General features: G+C 67.1%; 20 protein-coding genes. 15 read left to right on the top strand and 5 right to left on the bottom strand.

Going from position 1 to position 19,160, the window contains the following annotated elements; all coding sequences use genetic code 11:
* Window positions 1-133 precede the first annotated feature (133 nt).
* The 10 genes from glyA to ASPU41_RS10945 all read left to right on the top strand — a co-directional run bounded on the left by glyA (window position 134) and on the right by ASPU41_RS10945 (window position 9,616).
* Complete coding sequence (gene glyA, locus ASPU41_RS10900; RefSeq protein WP_069950936.1) at window positions 134-1,435, top strand: serine hydroxymethyltransferase; 1,302 nt, start codon at window positions 134-136, stop codon at window positions 1,433-1,435.
* Window positions 1,436-1,438: 3 nt separating this feature from the next.
* Window positions 1,439-2,371 (top strand): bifunctional methylenetetrahydrofolate dehydrogenase/methenyltetrahydrofolate cyclohydrolase, encoded by a 933-nt coding sequence (locus ASPU41_RS10905; protein WP_069950937.1) that lies wholly within the window; start codon window positions 1,439-1,441, stop codon window positions 2,369-2,371.
* A 205-nt stretch (window positions 2,372-2,576) separates the two neighbouring features.
* On the top strand, window positions 2,577-3,524 hold the full coding sequence (locus ASPU41_RS10910; protein WP_069950938.1) for an ABC transporter ATP-binding protein: 948 nt from the start codon (window positions 2,577-2,579) through the stop codon (window positions 3,522-3,524).
* Between the two features lie 10 nt (window positions 3,525-3,534).
* Window positions 3,535-4,404, top strand: a complete 870-nt coding sequence (locus tag ASPU41_RS10915) for an ABC transporter permease (protein ID WP_069950939.1) — start codon at window positions 3,535-3,537, stop codon at window positions 4,402-4,404.
* Complete coding sequence (locus tag ASPU41_RS10920; RefSeq protein ID WP_069950940.1) at window positions 4,401-5,234, top strand: ABC transporter permease; 834 nt, start codon at window positions 4,401-4,403, stop codon at window positions 5,232-5,234. The genes ASPU41_RS10915 and ASPU41_RS10920 overlap by 4 nt, the downstream gene beginning before the upstream one ends.
* 87 nt (window positions 5,235-5,321) lie before the next feature.
* Complete coding sequence (locus tag ASPU41_RS10925) at window positions 5,322-5,897, top strand: hypothetical protein (RefSeq protein WP_069950941.1); 576 nt, start codon at window positions 5,322-5,324, stop codon at window positions 5,895-5,897.
* A 10-nt stretch (window positions 5,898-5,907) separates the two neighbouring features.
* A complete protein-coding gene (locus tag ASPU41_RS10930; protein ID WP_069952631.1) occupies window positions 5,908-6,741 on the top strand; it encodes an exodeoxyribonuclease III in 834 nt (277 codons plus the stop codon).
* Between the two features lie 131 nt (window positions 6,742-6,872).
* Window positions 6,873-7,868 carry a tryptophan--tRNA ligase gene (gene trpS / locus ASPU41_RS10935; protein ID WP_231941344.1) on the top strand — a complete coding sequence of 332 codons (996 nt, stop codon included), beginning with the start codon at window positions 6,873-6,875 and terminating at the stop codon, window positions 7,866-7,868.
* A gap of 4 nt (window positions 7,869-7,872) precedes the next feature.
* Complete coding sequence (locus ASPU41_RS10940; RefSeq protein ID WP_083266472.1) at window positions 7,873-8,508, top strand: 2'-5' RNA ligase family protein; 636 nt, start codon at window positions 7,873-7,875, stop codon at window positions 8,506-8,508.
* Between the two features lie 55 nt (window positions 8,509-8,563).
* Window positions 8,564-9,616, top strand: a complete 1,053-nt coding sequence (locus ASPU41_RS10945; RefSeq protein WP_069952633.1) for a YihY/virulence factor BrkB family protein — start codon at window positions 8,564-8,566, stop codon at window positions 9,614-9,616.
* Here the strand turns inward: ASPU41_RS10945 and ASPU41_RS10950 are convergent.
* The 5 genes from ASPU41_RS10950 to sdhC all read right to left on the bottom strand — a co-directional run bounded on the left by ASPU41_RS10950 (window position 9,573) and on the right by sdhC (window position 14,016).
* The gene (locus ASPU41_RS10950; RefSeq protein WP_069950943.1) at window positions 9,573-10,343 is read right to left on the bottom strand and encodes an alpha/beta hydrolase family protein; all 771 of its coding nucleotides are present in this window, start codon (window positions 10,341-10,343) and stop codon (window positions 9,573-9,575) included. The two genes, ASPU41_RS10945 and ASPU41_RS10950, sit on opposite strands and share 44 nt — an antisense overlap.
* A gap of 129 nt (window positions 10,344-10,472) precedes the next feature.
* Window positions 10,473-11,255 carry a succinate dehydrogenase iron-sulfur subunit gene (locus tag ASPU41_RS10955; RefSeq protein WP_069950944.1) on the bottom strand — a complete coding sequence of 261 codons (783 nt, stop codon included), beginning with the start codon at window positions 11,253-11,255 and terminating at the stop codon, window positions 10,473-10,475.
* Window position 11,256: 1 nt separating this feature from the next.
* Window positions 11,257-13,065: a succinate dehydrogenase flavoprotein subunit gene (gene sdhA, locus ASPU41_RS10960; RefSeq protein WP_069950945.1), complete on the bottom strand. Its 1,809-nt coding sequence runs from the start codon at window positions 13,063-13,065 to the stop codon at window positions 11,257-11,259.
* A 127-nt stretch (window positions 13,066-13,192) separates the two neighbouring features.
* Window positions 13,193-13,678: a succinate dehydrogenase hydrophobic membrane anchor subunit gene (locus ASPU41_RS10965; RefSeq protein WP_069950946.1), complete on the bottom strand. Its 486-nt coding sequence runs from the start codon at window positions 13,676-13,678 to the stop codon at window positions 13,193-13,195.
* Window positions 13,679-13,680: 2 nt separating this feature from the next.
* Window positions 13,681-14,016 (bottom strand): succinate dehydrogenase, cytochrome b556 subunit, encoded by a 336-nt coding sequence (gene sdhC / locus ASPU41_RS10970; protein ID WP_056433017.1) that lies wholly within the window; start codon window positions 14,014-14,016, stop codon window positions 13,681-13,683.
* A 348-nt stretch (window positions 14,017-14,364) separates the two neighbouring features.
* On the opposite strand from sdhC, the gene ASPU41_RS10975 reads away from it, so the two are divergent.
* The 5 genes from ASPU41_RS10975 (at window position 14,365) to ASPU41_RS10995 (ending at window position 18,925) form a co-directional block, all read left to right on the top strand.
* Window positions 14,365-15,510 (top strand): mannose-1-phosphate guanylyltransferase, encoded by a 1,146-nt coding sequence (locus tag ASPU41_RS10975; RefSeq protein WP_069952634.1) that lies wholly within the window; start codon window positions 14,365-14,367, stop codon window positions 15,508-15,510.
* A gap of 170 nt (window positions 15,511-15,680) precedes the next feature.
* Window positions 15,681-16,880: an amidohydrolase gene (locus tag ASPU41_RS10980; protein WP_069950947.1), complete on the top strand. Its 1,200-nt coding sequence runs from the start codon at window positions 15,681-15,683 to the stop codon at window positions 16,878-16,880.
* A 79-nt stretch (window positions 16,881-16,959) separates the two neighbouring features.
* Complete coding sequence (locus ASPU41_RS10985) at window positions 16,960-17,394, top strand: MarR family winged helix-turn-helix transcriptional regulator (protein ID WP_069952635.1); 435 nt, start codon at window positions 16,960-16,962, stop codon at window positions 17,392-17,394.
* A 71-nt stretch (window positions 17,395-17,465) separates the two neighbouring features.
* On the top strand, window positions 17,466-17,897 hold the full coding sequence (locus tag ASPU41_RS10990; RefSeq protein ID WP_069950948.1) for an organic hydroperoxide resistance protein: 432 nt from the start codon (window positions 17,466-17,468) through the stop codon (window positions 17,895-17,897).
* Window positions 17,894-18,925, top strand: a complete 1,032-nt coding sequence (locus ASPU41_RS10995) for an NADP-dependent oxidoreductase (RefSeq protein WP_069950949.1) — start codon at window positions 17,894-17,896, stop codon at window positions 18,923-18,925. Before ASPU41_RS10990 ends, ASPU41_RS10995 begins: the two co-directional genes overlap by 4 nt.
* The last annotated feature ends 235 nt before the right edge of the window (window positions 18,926-19,160 follow it).

A 19,160-nucleotide genomic window follows, 5' to 3' on the forward strand; every position in this document is an offset into this window, starting at 1 on the left:
ACGCAGGCATCCCAAAAGGATGCCGCCCCTTGGCGCGCGCCCGGATCTGCCGGCCCGTAACCTAGGGGCGCTGCCGCGGGCCAGCCGGTAACCTGACCTTAAGCAGTGCCCGTTGCCTAGCCAGGAGTTCCCCGTGACCACTTCTCTTAGCCTTTCTTCCGCCGCCGTGAGCAACCAGCCGCTGGCCGACCTTGACCCCGAAATCGCCGCCGTCCTTGCCCAGGAGCTGGGCCGCCAGCGCGGCACCCTGGAAATGATCGCCTCCGAAAACTTCGCCCCGCGCGCGGTCATGGAAGCCCAGGGCTCGGTCCTGACCAACAAGTACGCCGAGGGCTACCCCGGCCGCCGCTACTACGGCGGCTGCGAGTACGTCGACATCGCCGAGCAGCTCGCGATCGACCGCGTCAAGGAGCTCTTCGGAGCCGAATACGCCAACGTCCAGCCGCACTCCGGCGCCCAGGCCAACGCCGCGGCGCTCTCCGCGATGATCACCCCGGGGGACAAGATCCTCGGCCTGTCCCTGGCCCACGGCGGCCACCTGACACACGGCATGAAGCTCAACTTCTCCGGCAAGCTCTACCAGGTTGCCGCCTACCAGGTCGAGCAGGACAACTTCCGCATCGACATGAACAAGCTGCGCGAGCAGGCCATCGCCGAGAAGCCCCAGGTCATCATCGCCGGCTGGTCCGCCTACCCGCGCCACCTGGACTTCGCGGCCTTCCGCTCGATCGCCGACGAGGTCGGCGCGCTCCTCTGGACGGACATGGCGCACTTCGCCGGCCTCGTGGCCGCCGGACTGCACCCGAGCCCGGTCCCGCACTCCGACGTCGTCACCTCCACCGTGCACAAGACCCTCGCGGGCCCCCGCTCCGGTGTGATCCTGGCCAAGCAGGAATGGGCCAAGAAGATCAACTCCAACGTCTTCCCGGGCCAGCAGGGCGGACCGCTCATGCACGTCATCGCCGCCAAGGCGGTCGCGTTCAAGATCGCCGGCACGGAAGAATTCAAGGAGCGCCAGGAACGCGTGCTGGAAGGGGCCCGGATCATCGCGGACCGCCTGAACCAGTCCGATGTCTCCGACGCCGGCGTCTCCGTCCTTACCGGCGGCACCGACGTGCACCTGGTCCTGGTGGACCTGCGCAACTCCCGGCTCGACGGACAGCAGGCCGAAGACCTCCTGCACTCGGTCGGCATCACGGTCAACCGCAACGCCGTGCCGTTCGACCCGCGCCCGCCGATGGTCACCTCCGGCCTGCGGATCGGCACCCCGGCGCTGGCCACCCGCGGCTTCGGCGCCGCGGAGTTCACCGAGGTCGCCGAGATCATCGCGACCGCGCTGAAGGCAGGCTCCGCGACGGACATCGAGGCGCTGCAGTCCCGCGTGGACAAGCTCGCCGCAGACTTCCCGCTGTACCCGCAGCACGAGCAGTGGTAGGCCATGACTTCTGCAGAAACTGCTAAAACGGCCCAGACTGCCCGGATCCTCGACGGCAGGGCCACCGCCGCGGCGATCAAGGCCGAACTGACCGAACGCGTGGCCGTCCTCAAGGCCAGGGGCATCGTCCCGGGCCTCGGCACCATCCTGGTCGGCTCCGACCCGGGCAGCACCTGGTACGTCGGCGGCAAGCACAAGGACTGCGCCGAGGTGGGCATCACCTCCATCCGGCGCGACCTGCCGGAGGACACCAGCCAGGAGGACCTCCTGGCCGTGGTCCGGGAGCTCAACGAGAACCCGGAATGCACCGGCTACATCGTCCAGCTCCCGCTGCCCAGACACATCGACCAGGACGCAATCCTGGAGGCCATGGACCCCGAAAAGGACGCCGACGGCCTGCACCCGATGAACCTGGGCCGGCTCGTGGCCAACGTCAGCGGCCCGATGCAGTCCCCGCTGCCGTGCACCCCCAAAGGCTGCGTGGAGCTGCTCACCCGGCACGGGATCAGCCTCAACGGCAAACGGGTGCTGGTGGTGGGCCGCGGCGTCACGATCGGCCGGCCGGTGGGACTGCTGCTGACCCGCAAGGACGTCAACGCCACCGTCATCCTGGCCCACACCGGCACCGTGGACCTGCCCGGCGAACTCCGGCAGGCCGACGTCGTGATCGCCGCGGCCGGCCAGCCGCACATGATCAAGGCCGGGGACCTCAAGCCGGGCGCCATCGTCCTCGACGTCGGCGTCAGCCGCGTCGATGACGGGTCCGGCAAGGCCGTGGTCACCGGAGACGTGGACCCCGCAGCGGCCGGCGTCGCCGCCTGGCTCTCGCCGAACCCCGGGGGAGTGGGCCCGATGACCCGCGCCATGCTGCTGGCCAACGTGGTGGAAACCGCGGAACGCCAGCTGGCGGAGGCGGACAGCTCCGGCGCCGCCTGAGTCACCTGCCGCCTGAGTCACCTGCCGCCAGGGCGCCCCTCCTTCCCGGAGGTGGCGCCCTGCGCCTGGTTAAGCCGCCGGCCTCACGGAAAGGCAAACGTTTGGATTTTCTACGAAAAGACTCTTTCATAGTTCGGCGGTATCCACTACCGTGATTCGGGTGCCTGAACTCGTCTCCAAAGAATCCTCACCCAAGGAAGCTCCCGTGAGCAGCCCCTCCGACGCCGGCCCGCAGTACGTGATCACGGCCGAAAACCTGACGAAACGCTACGGCGATGTCGTCGCCGTCGACGGGATCTCCTTCTCCGTCCCCGCCGGGGAAGCGTTTGGCCTGCTCGGCCCCAATGGCGCCGGCAAGTCCACCACGATGAAGATGATCGGCGGGGTGTCCCAGCGGACTTCCGGGAACCTGAGCATCATGGGCCTGGACCCCGACCAGAACGGCCCGGAAGTCCGGGCGCACCTGGGGGTCGTCCCGCAGCAGGACAACCTGGACGAGGAACTCAAGGTCCGGGACAACCTGCTGGTCTACGGCCGCTACTTCGGCCTGCCGATGAGCTACCTCAGGCCGAAGGCCGACGAGCTGCTGGAGTTCGCGCAGCTCACCGACAAGGCCAAATCCAAGGTCGATGCGCTCTCCGGCGGCATGAAGCGCCGGCTCACGATCGCCCGCTCCCTCATCAACGAACCCCGGATCCTGCTCCTGGACGAACCCACCACCGGGCTGGACCCGCAGGCCCGGCACATCCTCTGGGACCGGCTGTTCCGGCTCAAGGAGCAGGGCGTCACCCTGATCCTCACCACCCACTACATGGACGAGGCCGAGCAGCTCTGCGACCGCCTGATCGTGGTGGACAAGGGCAAGATCATGGCCGAAGGGTCGCCCGCCAGCCTGATCCGCGAATACTCCACCCGCGAAGTCCTCGAGCTGCGCTTCGGCTCGGAACGCAACGCCACCGTGGGCGCCGAGCTGGCGGGCATCGGCGAGCGGCTGGAAACCCTGCCGGACCGCGTCCTGATCTACGCGCACGACGGCGAGGCCGCCCTTGAGGAGGTCTCCGCCCGCGGGCTGCGCCCGGTGACGTCACTGGTGCGCCGGTCCTCGCTCGAGGACGTCTTCCTGCGCCTGACCGGCAGGAGCCTCGTTGACTAGGAAAGCAGCGGTGGCCGGGGCGGCGTCCGCCGCGGCGCCGGGCGCAGCGCCCGCTCCGGTCCTGCGGGCCCATTCACCGGAAGTCTCGGCTGCCCGGGCCCGGCGCTGGGGGTCCCTCTACTTCGCCGAGCACGTGCTGCGGGTGATGAAGAGCTACGGCTGGACCATCGTGATGTACGGCGTCGGGCAGCCGGTGGCCTACCTCTTCGCCATGGGCGTGGGCCTGGCGACGCTGGTCGACACCAACACCGAAGCCGGCTTCGGCGGGGTCAGCTACCTGACCTTCATCGCGCCGGCGCTGCTGATCTCGGCCGCGGTGATGACGGCCGCCAACGAGTTCACCTTCCCGGTCATGGACGGGTTCAAGTGGCGCCGGATCTACTACGGACCGCACGCCTCCCCGCTGACGCCGCAGCAGATTGCCCTCGGCCAGGTCATCGCCGTCACGGTGCGCTTCCTGCTGCAGTCCGCGATCTACTTCGTGGTGGTGGCGCTGTTCGGAGCCTCACCGAGCCCCTGGGGCTGGGTCTCGATCCTGGTCGCCTGCCTCGCCGGGCTGGCCTTCGGGCTGCCGCTGATGGCCTACGCCGCCTCGATCAAGGAGGACAAGGGCCAGTTCGCCATGGTCATGCGCTTCATCGTGATGCCGCTGTTCCTGTTCTCCGGCACGTTCTTCCCGCTGGATACCCTGCCCCTGGCCGTGCGCTGGATCGGCTGGATCTCACCGATCTGGCACGGCACCGAGCTGGGCCGGGTGTTCAGCTACGGCTACCAGGAGGCCCCGCTGCTGACCACTGCGCACCTTCTCTTCCTGCTGGCCCTCACCGTCACCGGCTGGTTCCTCGCCAAGCGCCAGTTCATCAAAAGGATGGGCGGATGAGCGCGGTCACCACCGGCCACAGCGTCACCGAGGAGGCGCGCAACCGGAAGTTCGGGCCGCTGTACTCCCGCAACGTCCGCGCCGTCGTCGCCCGCGGGCTGATGGCCACCAAGAGCAGCAACTGGATGGTCATGCTCTCCGGCTTCTTCGAGCCCGTGCTGTACCTGATCTCGATGGGCGTGGGCCTGGGCGCGATTGTGGGCTCGGTGCAGGGCCCGGGCGGCGGGGAGATCTCCTATGCCGCCTACATCGCCCCGGCACTGCTTGCCGTGTCCGCGATGAACGGCGCGGTCTACGACTCCACCTGGAACGTCTTTTTCAAGATGAACTTCGCCAAGCTCTACCAGGGCATGCTCTACACCTCGCTGGGCCCGCTGGACGTCGCCATGGGGGAGATCTTCCTGGCCCTGCTGCGCGGCCTGATGTACGCCACGGGCTTCACCGCGGTGATGGGCCTGATGGGGCTGATCACCACGCCGTGGGCCATCCTGATGATTCCGGCCGCGGTGCTGATCGCCTTTGGGTTCGCGAGCTTCGGTATGGGCATCACCAGCTTCATGAAGACGTTCCAGCAGATGGACTGGATCAACTTCGTGATGCTGCCGATGTTCCTGTTCAGCGCCACCTTCTACCCGCTGAGCGTCTACCCGCAGTACATCCAGTGGCTCATCCAGGCCATGCCGCTGTGGCACGGCGTGGAACTGCTCCGGCAGATCAGCGTCGGCGCCTTCACCCCGGCAACCATCATCCACGTCGGCTACTACCTCGTGATGATCGCCTTCGGCGTGCTGCTGACCACCGGCCGGCTGCGCCGGCTGTTCCTCAAATAGGGCCGCCGGAAGACGTCCCCGGGGCGAAGCGTTCGCCCCGGGTGGAAGCGGGCCCGGGCCGCTGTGCGGGTTTGCGATAATAGGCTCATGCAATCTCTGGGCAACTCCCCGTCTTCCAAGCCGTCCGCGTCCCACACCGCCACGGGCAAGTTCTCCATGTTCCGCATCAGCGGGCCCGGGATGATGGTGTTTATCATCGCCTTCGTCGTCGCGGTCATCTTTGCTGCGAACCAGAACGACGTCGTCGGCTGGGTCGTGGCGGTCATCGCGGGCTTCTGGCTCGCCCTGGCCGCGTTCGTGGTCTTCAGCATCCAGAAGGCGGCCAGGAAGGCCGGTGCCAAGCTCACCGAAGCGCAGAACGCCTTCAACGCGGCGACCGGCCGGGCGCCGTCGACGGGCAGCGTTGACCACGGCTCCACCCGCCTCAGGGAGGTCCGCCGCGAAGCGGACGAGGTCCGGGACCTGAAACTGGACCACTCGTTCAAAATTGTGCAGGTGCAGGTCCGCGTCGTCGAACAGGAGCGGGCGAAGGGCGCCGCCTCGGACCAGGAAACGATCCGCCGGGCGCTCGAGACCATCGAGATCACCGCCACCAACGCCCGGGACATGATCAAGTCCTCCGGCGGCACCGACGAGCCCGTCTCCGGAACCATTGTCGACTAGAGTGGATCGGGTGAGTTCGGCATTGAAGAAGGACAACCTTCGCATCGCATCAGTCAACGTCAACGGCCTGCGCGCCGCCTACCGGAACGGCATGGCGGAGTGGCTTGAACCGCGCGAAGTGGACATCCTCTGCCTGCAGGAAGTCCGCGCGCCCGACGCGATCGTCCAGCAGCTGATCGGCGAGGGCTGGTACATCCTGCATGCCGAAGCCGAGGCCAAGGGCCGTGCCGGCGTCGCCATCGCCTCGCGCACCGAACCGCTCCAGACCCGGGTGGGCATCGGCGATGACTACTTCGCCACCGCCGGCCGCTGGGTCGAAGCCGACTACACCGTCCGCAACGCGGAGGGCGAAGCCTCCCGGCTGACCGTCGTGAGCGCCTACGTGCACTCCGGCGAGGCGGGCACCCCGAAGCAGGACGACAAGTTCCGTTTCCTCGACGTGATGCTCAGCCGGCTTCCCGAGCTGGCCAAACACAGCGACCACGCCCTCGTGGTGGGCGACCTCAACGTCGGCCACACGGAACTGGACATCAGGAACTGGAAGGGCAACGTCAAACGTGCCGGCTTCCTGCCGGAGGAGCGCGCGTACTTTGACCGCTTCTTCGGCGAGGACATCGGCTGGAAGGATGTTCACAGGGGCCTGGCGGGTAACGTCGACGGCCCCTACACTTGGTGGTCGCAACGGGGACAGGCCTTCGACAACGACACCGGCTGGCGCATTGATTACCAGATGGCCACGCCCGCTCTCGCTGCTGCCGCAGTGTCAGCCGTTGTTGACCGGGCGCCGTCCTGGGACACCCGCTTCTCTGACCACGCCCCGCTGGTAGTGGACTACCGGCTCTAGTCTTAAGGCTCCCACGAATGACCTCTCCTTCCACTGTGACCCCCGTCAACGACGCTGAAACCGTCACCGTCACCGCCGCCGCTGACACCGCGGCCCCGGCACCGGGCGTCCGCCAGCGCGTCCTCTCCGGAATGCAGCCCTCCGCGGATTCCCTGCACCTGGGCAATTACCTCGGGGCCCTGGTGAACTGGGTCCGGATGCAGGACGAGTACGACGCGATCTTCTTCATCCCGGACCTGCACGCGATCACCGTTCCGCAGGACCCCGCCGAACTGGCCCACCGCACCAGGGTCACGGCCGCGCAGTACATCGCCGGCGGCGTCGACGTGGACAAATGCACCCTCTTCGTCCAGTCCCAGGTGCCCGAACACGCCCAGCTGGCCTGGGTCCTGAACTGCATCACCGGCTTCGGCGAGGCCTCCCGGATGACCCAGTTCAAGGACAAGGCCTCGAGGCACGGCTCGGACCAGGCCAGCGTCGGCCTGTTCACCTACCCGGTGCTGCAGGCCGCGGACATTCTCCTCTACCAGCCGCACGGTGTGCCGGTGGGCGAGGACCAGCGCCAGCACGTGGAACTCAGCCGCGACCTGGCCCAGCGCTTCAACACCCGCTTCGGCAAGACCTTCAACGTTCCGGCCCCCTTCATCCAGAAGGAGTCCGCCAAGATCTACGACCTGCAGAACCCCACCGCCAAGATGTCCAAGTCGGCGGAGTCCCCGGCCGGCCTGATCAACCTCCTGGACGACCCCAAGGTCATCGCCAAGCGGATCAAATCCGCCGTGACGGACGCAGAGACGGAGATCCGTTTCGACCGCGAGGCCAAACCGGGGGTGTCCAACCTGCTGACCATCTACTCGGCCATCACCGGGCAGAGTGTCGATTCCCTCGTCGCCGCCTACCAGGGCAAGATGTACGGCCACCTCAAGGTCGACCTGGCCGAGGTCGTATCGGAGCGGCTCACCCCCATCCGGGACCGGGCCAACGAACTGTTGAACGACCCCGCGGAGCTGGACCGGCTGCTGGCCCTCGGCGCGGACAAGGCCCGCGAGATCGCCTCGGTCACCCTGCGCGACGTCTACGCCAAGGTGGGGTTCCTGCCCTACGCCGGAACCCGCGGAGCCCGCTAGGCCAATGTCCTCCGCCAGCAGAGTCACCGCTAACGAGCCGAAGCGTGCCACCGCGCGCGCCGTCCGCAGCACGGCTTCGGAAGTCCAGGAACCCCACCCGGACAACGGCCAGCGCACCGACGGCATCAGCATCGGCGTGATCCTGGGCTTCCCGGCGGAGATCGCCGAGGAGCTCCAGCGCTGGCGCGCCTCCTTCGGCGACCCCATGGCGGCTGTTATCCCCGCCCACATCACGCTCGTGACGACCACCATGACCCAGGACTGGGAAGCGACCCGCAACCATGTGCGCGACGTCGCGAGCAAGCAGGAGCCCTTCAACGTGACCATCGCCGGCACCGGATCCTTCCGGCCGGTGTCCCCGGTGGTCTTCCTCAACGTTGAGGACGGCTTCGGTGACTGTGTCAGCCTGCACCAGCAGCTCCAGACCGGGCCGCTGGAACGGGAACTGCCGTTTGCTTACCATCCGCACGTCACCGTCGCGCACGACGTCGCGCCGGAAAGCCTCGATGAGGCCGAAACGGTACTCAAGAATTACCGGGCCACGTTCCCGGTGGCTAGCATGGGACTCTACGAGCACGATGACAACGGCATCTGGCAGCTACGGGAAGAACTTGACTTTGGGACCGAACCTGACCACTGAGCCGCCCCTGCCCACCGAGCTGGCCCGGCTGAAACTGGAAGTCATCCGGAAGCGGATGGAATGGGGAAAGTCCCGCCGCTCCGGCGGGGGACTGCCGTCGCTGATGGCGATGCTGCTGTGGATGCTGGCGCGGTTCAACACCTTCCGTCCGCTGCGCGTCTTCCAGCACTACGGGCGCCAGCACGGCCCGCTGATGAGTGCCGGCATCGGGTTCAGGATGTTCTTCTCCGTCACGGGCCTGCTCGCCACCGGATTCTCCCTGGGCGGCCTCATCCTGAGAGGACAGCCTGCCCTGCTGGACCAGGTCATCCAGAGCGTTGCCCTGACGGCCCCCGGACTCCTGAAAGTGGACGGCAGCGAAGGGCTGGTCGATCCGCAGGAGCTGCTGAACCCCGCCGGACTCGGCTGGACCGCCGTGATCGCCGCGGCGGTGACGGTGGTGACGTCCCTGGGCTGGATCAGCGGCGTCCGTGACGGTGTGCGGGGCATGATGCAGTTCGGCCCGCGGGGGATGAACCCGGTCCTGCAGATCCTGCGCGACGCCGGCACCCTCCTGCTGCTCGGCGTGGCCCTGGTGATCAGCGCGGCCGCCTCACTGCTGTTCGGCACCGCGGCAGACTGGGTGACCGAACTGCTGCACCTTGATCCGCTGCTGGCCGGGCCCCTGACAACCTCGGTCACCATCCTGGTGCCGCTGCTGCTCGGCTGGGGTACCGCCCTGATCATGTTCCGGGTGGCCGCGGGGCTGAAACCGGCCCGGCGCGCACTCCTGGAAGGAACAATCCTGGCCGCGGCGGGTACCACCGTGCTGCAGATCTTCAGCACCCAGCTGCTGGCCAGCGCCACGAGGAACCCCATCCTGGCCCCCTTCGCCATCATCATCGGCCTGCTCATCTGGTTCAACCTGGTCAGCCAGGTGTACCTGATCTGCGCCTCGTGGGTGAAGATCCGCGAGGAGGACCTCAAGTTCGAACCGGCCAACAAAAAGACCGGGTGGGGGCCCCGCCAGGTCCAGCCGGGCAAAACTCCGGTGGACGCCGGCGAGAGCCGCCGACCGGCCCCCGCTACCCGCTGGCGTCGAGGTACTGATCGGCCCACGCCGAAATAATCTTCGCGGCACGCGCGGCCTGGCCCTTAGCCGTCAGCAGATGGTCGCTGCCCTCGAGCGACACGAAGCTGCGCGGATGCCGTGCGGTCCGGAAGATGGTGCTGGCGTTCTCGATCCCCACCGTGTTGTCAGTGGGGGAGTGCAGCACCAGCAACGGCTTTCCGAGCCGCCGGATGCAGTCCGTGAGGTCGGCCTTCTCCAGGTCCTCCACGAAGTGCCGGCGGATCTCCACCCGTTTGCCGCCCAGGTCCACTTCGGCGCTGCCCTCGCTGAGGATCCGGTCCAGGGCCGCGTCAAAAACGTGGGCCACATGCTTGGGCGAGAACGGGGCGCCCACGGTGGCGACGGCGTCGAGCTCCGGAATCTCCCGTGCGGCCGACAGCACCGCGGCCCCGCCAAAGGAATGACCCACCAGCAGTGACACCGGCCGGCCCGACTCACGCATGAATTCGGCCGCCTTCACGGTGTCCGCCACCTTGTGGCTGAAGGAACCCTCCGACCAGAGCCCGGCGGATTCGCCGAGGCCAAGGTTGTCGAAGCGGAGCATGCCCACCCCGTTGTCCGCCAGTGCCTTGCACACCCGGGAGGCCGAGGGGCTGTCCTTGCCCAGCGTGAAGCCGTGCGAGAACACGCCCCAGCCTTTCACCGGCCCCTCGGGGACGTCCACGATGCCGGAGAGGATTTCGCCGGTGGAACCCGGGAAGGAGACTTTTTCGGAGCGGGACACGGGAACCCTTTCTTTGGTGCTGCCGACGACGACGGCGCCCCCACCTGAAAGGTGGGAGGCGCCGTCGTCGTGCTTCTTCTGGTTCTGACTAACCAGGTTCTGGCTCTTTAGATTCTTGCGAACCAGCCGCTAGATCTTGCGGGACAGGATGGCCTGCTTGACCTCGGCGATGGCCTGCGTGACCTGGATGCCGCGGGGGCATGCTTCGGTGCAGTTGAAGGTGGTGCGGCAGCGCCACACGCCTTCCTTGTCGTTGAGGATCTCCAGGCGCATGTCGCCGGCATCATCGCGGGAATCGAAGATGAAGCGGTGCGCGTTGACGATGGCCGCGGGGCCGAAGTACTGGCCGTCGGTCCAGAACACCGGGCAGGATGAGGTGCACGCGGCGCAGAGGATGCACTTGGTGGTGTCGTCGAACCGTTCGCGGTCCTCGGCGGACTGCAGGCGTTCCTTGGTGGGCTCGTGGCCGCGGTTGATCAGGAACGGCATGACCTCGCGGAAGGACTGGAAGAACGGCTCCATGTCCACGATCAGGTCCTTCTCCACCGGGAGGCCCTTGATCGGCTCGACCGTGATGGGCTTGGACGTGTCCAGGTCCTTCAGCAGGGTCTTGCAGGCGAGGCGGTTGCGGCCGTTGATGCGCATGGCATCGGAACCACAGACACCGTGCGCACAGGACCGGCGGAAGGAGACGCTGCCGTCGATTTCCCACTTGATCTTGTGCAGGGCGTCCAGGACGCGGTCGGTGCCGTACATGGTGACCTTGAAGTCATCCCAGGTGGACTCGTCGGAGACCTCCGGGTTGTAGCGGCGCACGCGCAGGGTCACGTCGAAGGACGGGATCTCCCCGCCGCCTCCGATGTGGGCGGGCAGTTCGATCTTGGAGGCTGGCTCAGCAAGTTCAGCGGTCATCTTAGTACTTCCTCACCATCGGCTCGTAGCGCGTAAAGACCACCGGTTTGGTGGCAAGCCGGATGCCGGCTGTGGTAGCTGCGGGTCCCGCGGCCCCGTCCGCCGGAGCCAGGTCTTCCTTGTACGCCATGGAGTGCTTCATGAATTTTTCGTCGTCGCGCTCGGGGAAGTCCTCGCGGAAGTGCCCGCCGCGGGATTCCTCGCGGTGCAGGGCCGCCACGGTCATGACCTTGGCGAGTTCGAGCAGGAAGCCCAGTTCCACGGCCTCCAGCAGGTCCAGGTTGAAGCGCTTGCCCTTGTCCTGGACGCTGATGCGCTGGTACCGCTCCTCGAAGGAGGCGATGTCCGTCAGGACCTGGTTCAGCGTCTCGGCGGTGCGGAACACCTGCATGTTGGCATCCATCGTGTCCTGCAGTTCCTTGCGGATCGCAGCGACCTTCTCGGTGCCGTCCGAGGTGCGGACGTGGTCCAGCAGGTCCAGCGTGTAGGCCTCCGGGTCAACGGGGAGTTCCACGAAGTCCGCGGTCTTGGCGTACTCCGCGGCGGCGATGCCGGCGCGCTTGCCGAAGACGTTGATGTCCAGCAGCGAGTTGGTCCCCAGCCGGTTGGAACCGTGCACGGAGACACAGGCCACCTCACCGGCGGCGTAGAGGCCCGGGACGACCGTGTCGTTGTCCTGGAGCACTTCGGCGGTGATGTTGGTCGGGATGCCGCCCATGGCGTAATGCGCCGTCGGGAAGACCGGAACCGGCTCCGTGTACGGCTCGACACCGAGGTAGGTGCGGGCGAACTCGGTGATGTCCGGCAGCTTGGCGTCGATGTGCGCCGGCTCAAGGTGGGTCAGGTCCAAAAGGACGTAGTCCTTGTTCGGACCGCAGCCGCGTCCCTCACGGACTTCGTTGGCCATGGAGCGGGCCACGATGTCGCGGGGGGCGAGGTCCTTGATGGTCGGGGCGTAGCGTTCCATAAAGCGCTCACCCTCGGAGTTGCGCAGGATCGCGCCCTCGCCGCGGGCAGCCTCGGAGAGGAGGATGCCCAGGCCTGCGAGGCCTGTCGGGTGGAACTGGAAGAACTCCATGTCCTCCAGCGGGATGCCGCGGCGGAACGCGATGCCCATGCCGTCACCGGTGAGGGTGTGGGCGTTGGACGTGGTCTTGAAGACCTTGCCGGCACCGCCGGAGGCGAAGACCACGGACTTGGCCTGGAACACGTGCAGCTCGCCGGAGGCGAGGTCGTAGGACACGACGCCGGCGACGCGCTTCTGCTTGTACGGCGTGCCGTCCTCGCGGACAGCGTCTTCCTCGACGGTCAGCAGGTCCAGGACGTAGTACTCGTTGTAGAACTCGACGTTGTGCTTGACGCAGTTTTGGTACAGGGTCTGCAGGATCATGTGGCCGGTACGGTCGGCGGCGTAGCAGGCGCGGCGGACCGGAGCCTTGCCGTGGTCGCGGGTGTGGCCACCGAACCGGCGCTGGTCGATGCGGCCCTCGGGCGTGCGGTTGAACGGCAGGCCCATCTTTTCCAGGTCCAGGACGGCGTCGATCGCTTCCTTCGCCATGACCTCGGCGGCGTCCTGGTCAACCAGGTAGTCGCCGCCCTTGATGGTGTCGAAGGTGTGCCACTCCCAGTTGTCTTCCTCGACGTTGGCCAGCGCTGCGCACATGCCGCCCTGCGCCGCGCCGGTGTGGGAGCGGGTGGGGTACAGCTTGGTCAGTACTGCTGTTCGGGCGCGCTGACCTGATTCGATCGCCGCGCGCATCCCGGCGCCACCGGCACCGACGATGACGACGTCGTACTTATGGACCTGCATACCAGACGCTCTTTCTCTCAAAATTCGCTAACAACACCGGCCGGCGGAGCCAGCCCGGTGAAACCTCGTGGAAATCCCTTGCCCGCACCGGGCAGGCAAGGGATCGGTTGCCGCTGGGGCTGCGCCGCTACGGCGCGGGGCAGAACCCGCCGGGAAGCTGGACACCATTGACCACGGGGCACGGGTCAAAGGTGAAGATGACCAGGGTGCCCAGGATGATGATGACGGTGGTGGCCGCGTAGAGCACGACCTTCAGCCACAGACGCGTCGCGTCCTTCTCGGCGTAGTCGTTGATGATGGTGCGCACCCCGTTGGTGCCGTGCAGCATGGCAAGCCACAGCATGGCCAGGTCCCAGATCTGCCAGAACGGGTCGGCCCACTTGCCGGCCACGAAGCCGAAGTCGATCGCTTGGATGCCCTCGCCGACCAGCAGGTTCACGGTGAGGTGTCCGAAGATCAGAACGACCAGGACGACGCCGGAAAGCCGCATGAAAAGCCACGCCAGCATTTCGAAGTTGCCCTTGGAACTGCCGTTGCGGCGGTACTGCGGTGCAATCCGGTTGCTGCCGACCTTGGCAGCACTGCGCGGGCTCTGAATTTCAGTTGCACTCATGGCTAGTGACCTCCAAGGGCGAGGGAAAGGTGGCGGATGGAGAAGCCCACCATGACGACCGCCCAGAGAATGAGCACCGTCCACAGCATCTGGCGCTGGTACTTCGCGCCCTTCTTCCAGAAGTCGACGGCGATGATCCGCAGGCCGTTGAAGGCATGGAACACGATCGCTGCGACAAGGCCCGTTTCACCCAGGGCCATCAGGGGGTTCTTGTAGGCACCAATCACGGCGGTGTAGGCCTCGGGGGACACACGCACCAATGAGGTGTCCAGCACATGGACCAACAAGAAGAAAAAGATCACTACACCGGTAATGCGATGTCCAACCCAGGACCACATGCCTTCACGGCCGCGGTACAAGGTGCCAGCTGGTTTTGTCGGCACTGAATAAACCTCCCTGCAACACAGCGGCGCTGGCATGGGATCCACGCGGGGGGAACGCCTGCTGCGAGAGCACTCGTAAGCTCAAGCCTAAATCTAGGCTTCGCTGTCAGCTTATTCAATTCAGCCACCCGTTGGTGACGGCGCCCGGCGTGGTTTTCGTCCGGTTTTGAGACGAACGCCACATTCCGTTGCCCGACGGGAACGCTCCGGTTGCTCCCGGACTGCGGCAGCCGGGCGCCGCACTGTGTCGTGTCCGACACCGGATCAGGGACGGCCGCACGACGTTCGGCTAAAGTGGCGGTGATGAATACAGACAAAGCGACAAACCAGGACTCACCACAGGGCTCGGCCCTGGACCGATTTATTGCGGTGATTCCGGCAGGCGGGGTGGGGACCCGTCTCTGGCCTCTGTCGCGGGCTGCAGCCCCCAAGTTCCTGCACGACCTCACCGGATCGGGCAGTACCCTGCTCAGGTCCACCTACGACCGGCTTGAGCCGCTCGCCGGTAAGCATATGCTCGTGGTCACCGGAAGGGCGCACCGCGACGCGGTCTGCCGCCAGCTTCCCGAGATTGACGAGGCGGACCTGGTGCTGGAGAGCGAGCCCAAGGACTCCGGCGCCGCCATCGGCCTGGCCGCGGCGATCCTGCACGAGCGGGACCCGGACACCATCATGGGATCCTTCGCGGCGGACCAGGTCATCAGCCCCGACGGGCTCTTCCACGAGGCCGTCAGGGAGGCCATCCACGCGGCCGCCGCCGGCAAGATTGTCACCATCGGGATCAAGCCCACGCACCCCTCCACCGGCTTCGGCTACATCCGGGCCGGGAAGAACCTCGGTGTGGCCGGGGCCCCCAGCGCCCAGGCAGTCGTCGAGTTCGTGGAGAAACCCAGCGAAGAGGTCGCCCAGGAATATCTCGACAGCGGAGAATACGTCTGGAACGCCGGCATGTTCGTGGCTCCCGTCTCGCTGATGCTCAAGCACCTCGAAGCCAACCAGCCCGAGCTTTTCGCCGGAGTGCAGGAAATCGCCCAGGCCTGGGACACCCCGCAGCGCGATGAGGTCCAGGCGCGCATCTGGCCCACCCTGCCCAAGATCGCGATTGACTACGCCGTGGCCGAACCCGCAGCCGCCGCGGGCGACGTCGCCGTCGTCCCCGGTACCTTCCGCTGGGACGACGTCGGGGACTTCGCCTCGGTGGGCCGGCTCAACAGCGCCAAAGAGGTCAAGGACGTCACCGTGATCGGGGAGGGCGCCCGCGTCTTCACCGAGGACGCGAGCGGCGTCGTGGTCTCCGATACCAAGCGGGTGATCGCGCTGATCGGCATCAAGGACGTCGTTGTGGTGGATACCCCCGATGCCCTGCTGGTGATGCACAAGGAACACTCCCAGCGCGTGAAGCAGGCCGTGGATGCCCTCAAGGCCAGCGGCGACACGGACGTCCTCTAGTCCCGGGCCGGCTTCCGGCGGCGTACGGTCCTGCCGCGGCCCGTCCGGGCGGGGGTCCTGCTGCCGCGGGCGTCCCACCGGCCCGTCCGCAGGCGGGCGCAACTGTTTGCCGAACCGTAACGCGCCGTACCGGATGCCGCTATTCTTTGTGCGCTCGCTAGAGTTATGCCGTGCGCAACTACTCAACTGAAGCTCAGCCCACCACCCTGGTGCGGCCGTGGCTCGAGCCTCTGCTCCCGGAACTGATCGCCTTCCGCCGGGACCTGCACGCGCACCCGGAGCTCTCCTTCAAGGAGTTCCGCACCACGGACAAGCTCGTGCAGCGCCTCGAGGAGGCCGGACTCAAGCCCCGGCGCCTCGAAGGCACAGGCCTGACGGTGGACATCGGAGACGGTCCGATCGCCACCGCCCTGCGCGGGGACATTGACGCCCTGCCCATCATCGAAGAAACGGGTCTCCCGTTCGCCTCGAAGAACCACGGTGTCACCCACGCCTGCGGCCACGATGTGCACACCGCCACCATGCTCGGCGCGGCCCTGGTCCTGCAGCGGATGCACGAGGAGTCGCCCCTGCGCGGCTCCGTGCGGATCATCTTCCAGCCCGCCGAGGAAACCATGCCCGGCGGCGCCCAGAGCTGCATCGAACAGGGCGTCCTCGAGGGTGTTCCCCGGATCCTGGCCCTGCACTGCGACCCCCGGATCGAAGTGGGCAGGATCGGCACCCGGATCGGCGCCATCACCTCCGCCTCGGACACCATCAAGATCGAACTGACCGGCCGCGGCGGCCACACGTCACGCCCGCACCTGACCGAAGAGCTCATCTTCGCGCTGGCGCAGATCGCCATCAACGTTCCGGCCGTGCTCTCCCGCCGCGTCGACGTCCGCAGCGGCGTCTCCGTGGTCTGGGGCCACATCTCCGCCGGTTCCGCCCCCAACGCGATCCCGGCCAGCGGCTACATGGCGGGCACCATGCGCTGCCTGGACCGCGACGCCTGGCACGACGCCGGGGAAATCCTCGACGAGGTCGTGCAGCAGATCGCGGCACCGTACGGCGTCGATGTGCACCTGGAGCACACCCGCGGCGTGCCTCCCGTGGTGAACTCCGAACACGAAACCGCCCTGATCGAGGCCGCGGCCCGCGCCGAGCTCGGTGAAGGCGCCGTGGTCCTGACCCCGCAGTCCATGGGCGGCGAAGACTTCGCCTGGTTCCTCGCGGACCTCCCGGGCGCCATGATGCGCCTCGGCACCAAGACCCCCGGCGGCGAGGAGTACGACCTGCACCGCGGCGACTACATCGTGGACGAACGCGCCCTGGGTCTGGGCATCCAGGTCCTCACCGCGGCCGCCCTGCGCACCCTCCGCGACCTCTAGGCCACCGCCCACCAATCGCGACCTTCCGCCCCCCGCCAACTAAGTTGTGCACAATTCAATTGTGTACTATCGTATTTCCATGACCAATGCTCCCCGCCTGAACCGGCAGCTGTGCTTCGCGATGTACTCCGCGTCCCGGGCAGCCACGGCGGCGTACCGGCCGATGCTCGACGAGCTTGGCCTGACCTACCCGCAGTACCTCGTCATGCTGGTGCTCTGGGAAGAGGAACCGCGCAGCGTCCGCGAACTGGGGGAGGAACTGGGCCTCGACTCCGGCACGCTCTCCCCGCTGCTCAAGCGGCTCGAAGCCCTGGGCCTGGTGGAACGGCGGCGGTCGGCCGAGGACGAACGCCGGGTTGAGGTCTTCCTCACCGACGCCGGCACCGCGCTCAGCGCCCGGGCCACCGGCATCCCGCAGCGGCTCGCGGACGCCGCCGGACTCCCGCCCGCTGAACTTGACCAGCTCCGCGAGACCCTGGACAGGCTGACCGCCGCGCTGCACGGCTCCCACTGAGCTGCGCGGCGCCCGCTGACACCAACTGACCTGCACTGACTTCCACGCAAACGCAACAGATCGGATCCCCCATGAAGTCGCTTTACACTGCCGAGGCGCTGGCCTCGGGCGAAGGCCGCGACGGCACCGCGGTCACCAAGGACGGCAAGCTCAGTGTGAACCTGGCCAGCCCGGTGGAGCTCGGCGGCAACGGCGAAGGCACCAACCCCGAGCAGCTTTTCGCGGCCGGGTACGCGGCCTGCTTCCACTCGGCCCTGCGGCTGGTCGGCCGCCAGACGAAGGCGGACCTGACGGATTCCGCCGTCGCCGCCAAAATCCACCTGGGCGCCCTCGCCGACGGACCGGGCTACGGCATCGCCGCGGAACTTGAGATCGCGCTGCCTTCCGTCGACCGAAAAACTGCCGAGGACCTCGTGGCCAGGGCGCACGAAGTCTGCCCCTACTCCAACGCCACCCGCGGCAACATCACCGTCGACATCAAGATCCTGGAGGTCGCCGCATGAGCCCCGCCGCCGAAACCGCCGCGCTCCCCGGCAGCACCCGCGAGATCCAGCTGGCGTCGCGTCCGCACGGACGCCCCGTGCCGGAGAACTTCCGCCTGGCCGAGACGGCGCTGCCTGAACTCCAGGACGGCCAGGTCCTGGTCCGCAACCTCTATGTCTCGGTGGATCCCTACATGCGCGGCCGGATGAACGACGTCAAGTCCTACTCGGCGCCCTTTGCCCTCGACACCGCACTGGACGGCGGCGCTGTCGGCGAGATCATCGCGTCCCGGTCCGCCGACCGCACTGTGGGCGACGCCGTCGTCCACTCCCTCGGCTGGCGCGAATATGCCGTGCTCGACGCCGGAGCGACCACCCCCGCCCGCACCGACCTGGCCCCCGCGCCGGCGTTCCTCGGCGCGCTGGGCATGACCGGCCTGACCGCCTACGCGGGCCTGCTCAAGGTGGCCGGTTTCAAGGCCGGCGAAGTCGTCTTCGTCTCGGGCGCGGCAGGTGCCGTCGGCTCCCTGGTAGGCCAGATCGCCAAAGCCATGGGTGCGTCGCGGGTCATCGGCAGCGCAGGCTCCGCGGAAAAGGTGGCCCGGCTGCTGGAGCTCGGCTTCGACGCGGCGTTCAACTACCGCGACGGCCCGGTCGCGGGGCAGCTCGCCGCGGCCGCGGGCGAACGCGGGATCGACGTGTACTTCGACAACGTCGGCGGGGAACACCTTGAAGCCGCCCTGTCGGCGCTCACCGTCGGCGGCCGGGTGGCCATGTGCGGCGCCATCTCGCAGTACAACTCAACCGAGCCCACACCGGCTCCGCGAAACCTTGCGGTGGCCATCGGCAAACAACTGACCCTCCAGGGTTTCCTGGTCAGCGGCTACTGGCAGCATCTGGCCGAGTTCGTGGAGACCATGTCCGGCTGGCTCGCAGACGGCACCGTGCGGTATGACGAGACTATTGTGGACGGACTGGAAAACGCCCCTCAGGCCTTTATGGATCTGCTGGACGGCGCCAACACCGGCAAGATGCTGGTCCGGATTTAGGGGCACGACTTCCCAGGCTGACAGCAGCAAACCCCGCACCGGAGAAGCCGTGCGGGGTTTGCTGTCGCTACCGGTTGGTAACAAGTTCTGAACAATCTGCGGAATCGCTGTGAAGTGTGCTACTTCGACGTGTCACAGGACACTATTGTTTCTTTCATCAGTGCGCCTCGGCGCAGTGCTGCGAAATCCATCAGTGAAAACAGCGTTTCAGCGGCAACCCCGCCAACAGACACTC

The organism is Arthrobacter sp. U41 (genome assembly GCF_001750145.1).
Lineage (GTDB): Bacteria > Actinomycetota > Actinomycetes > Actinomycetales > Micrococcaceae > Arthrobacter.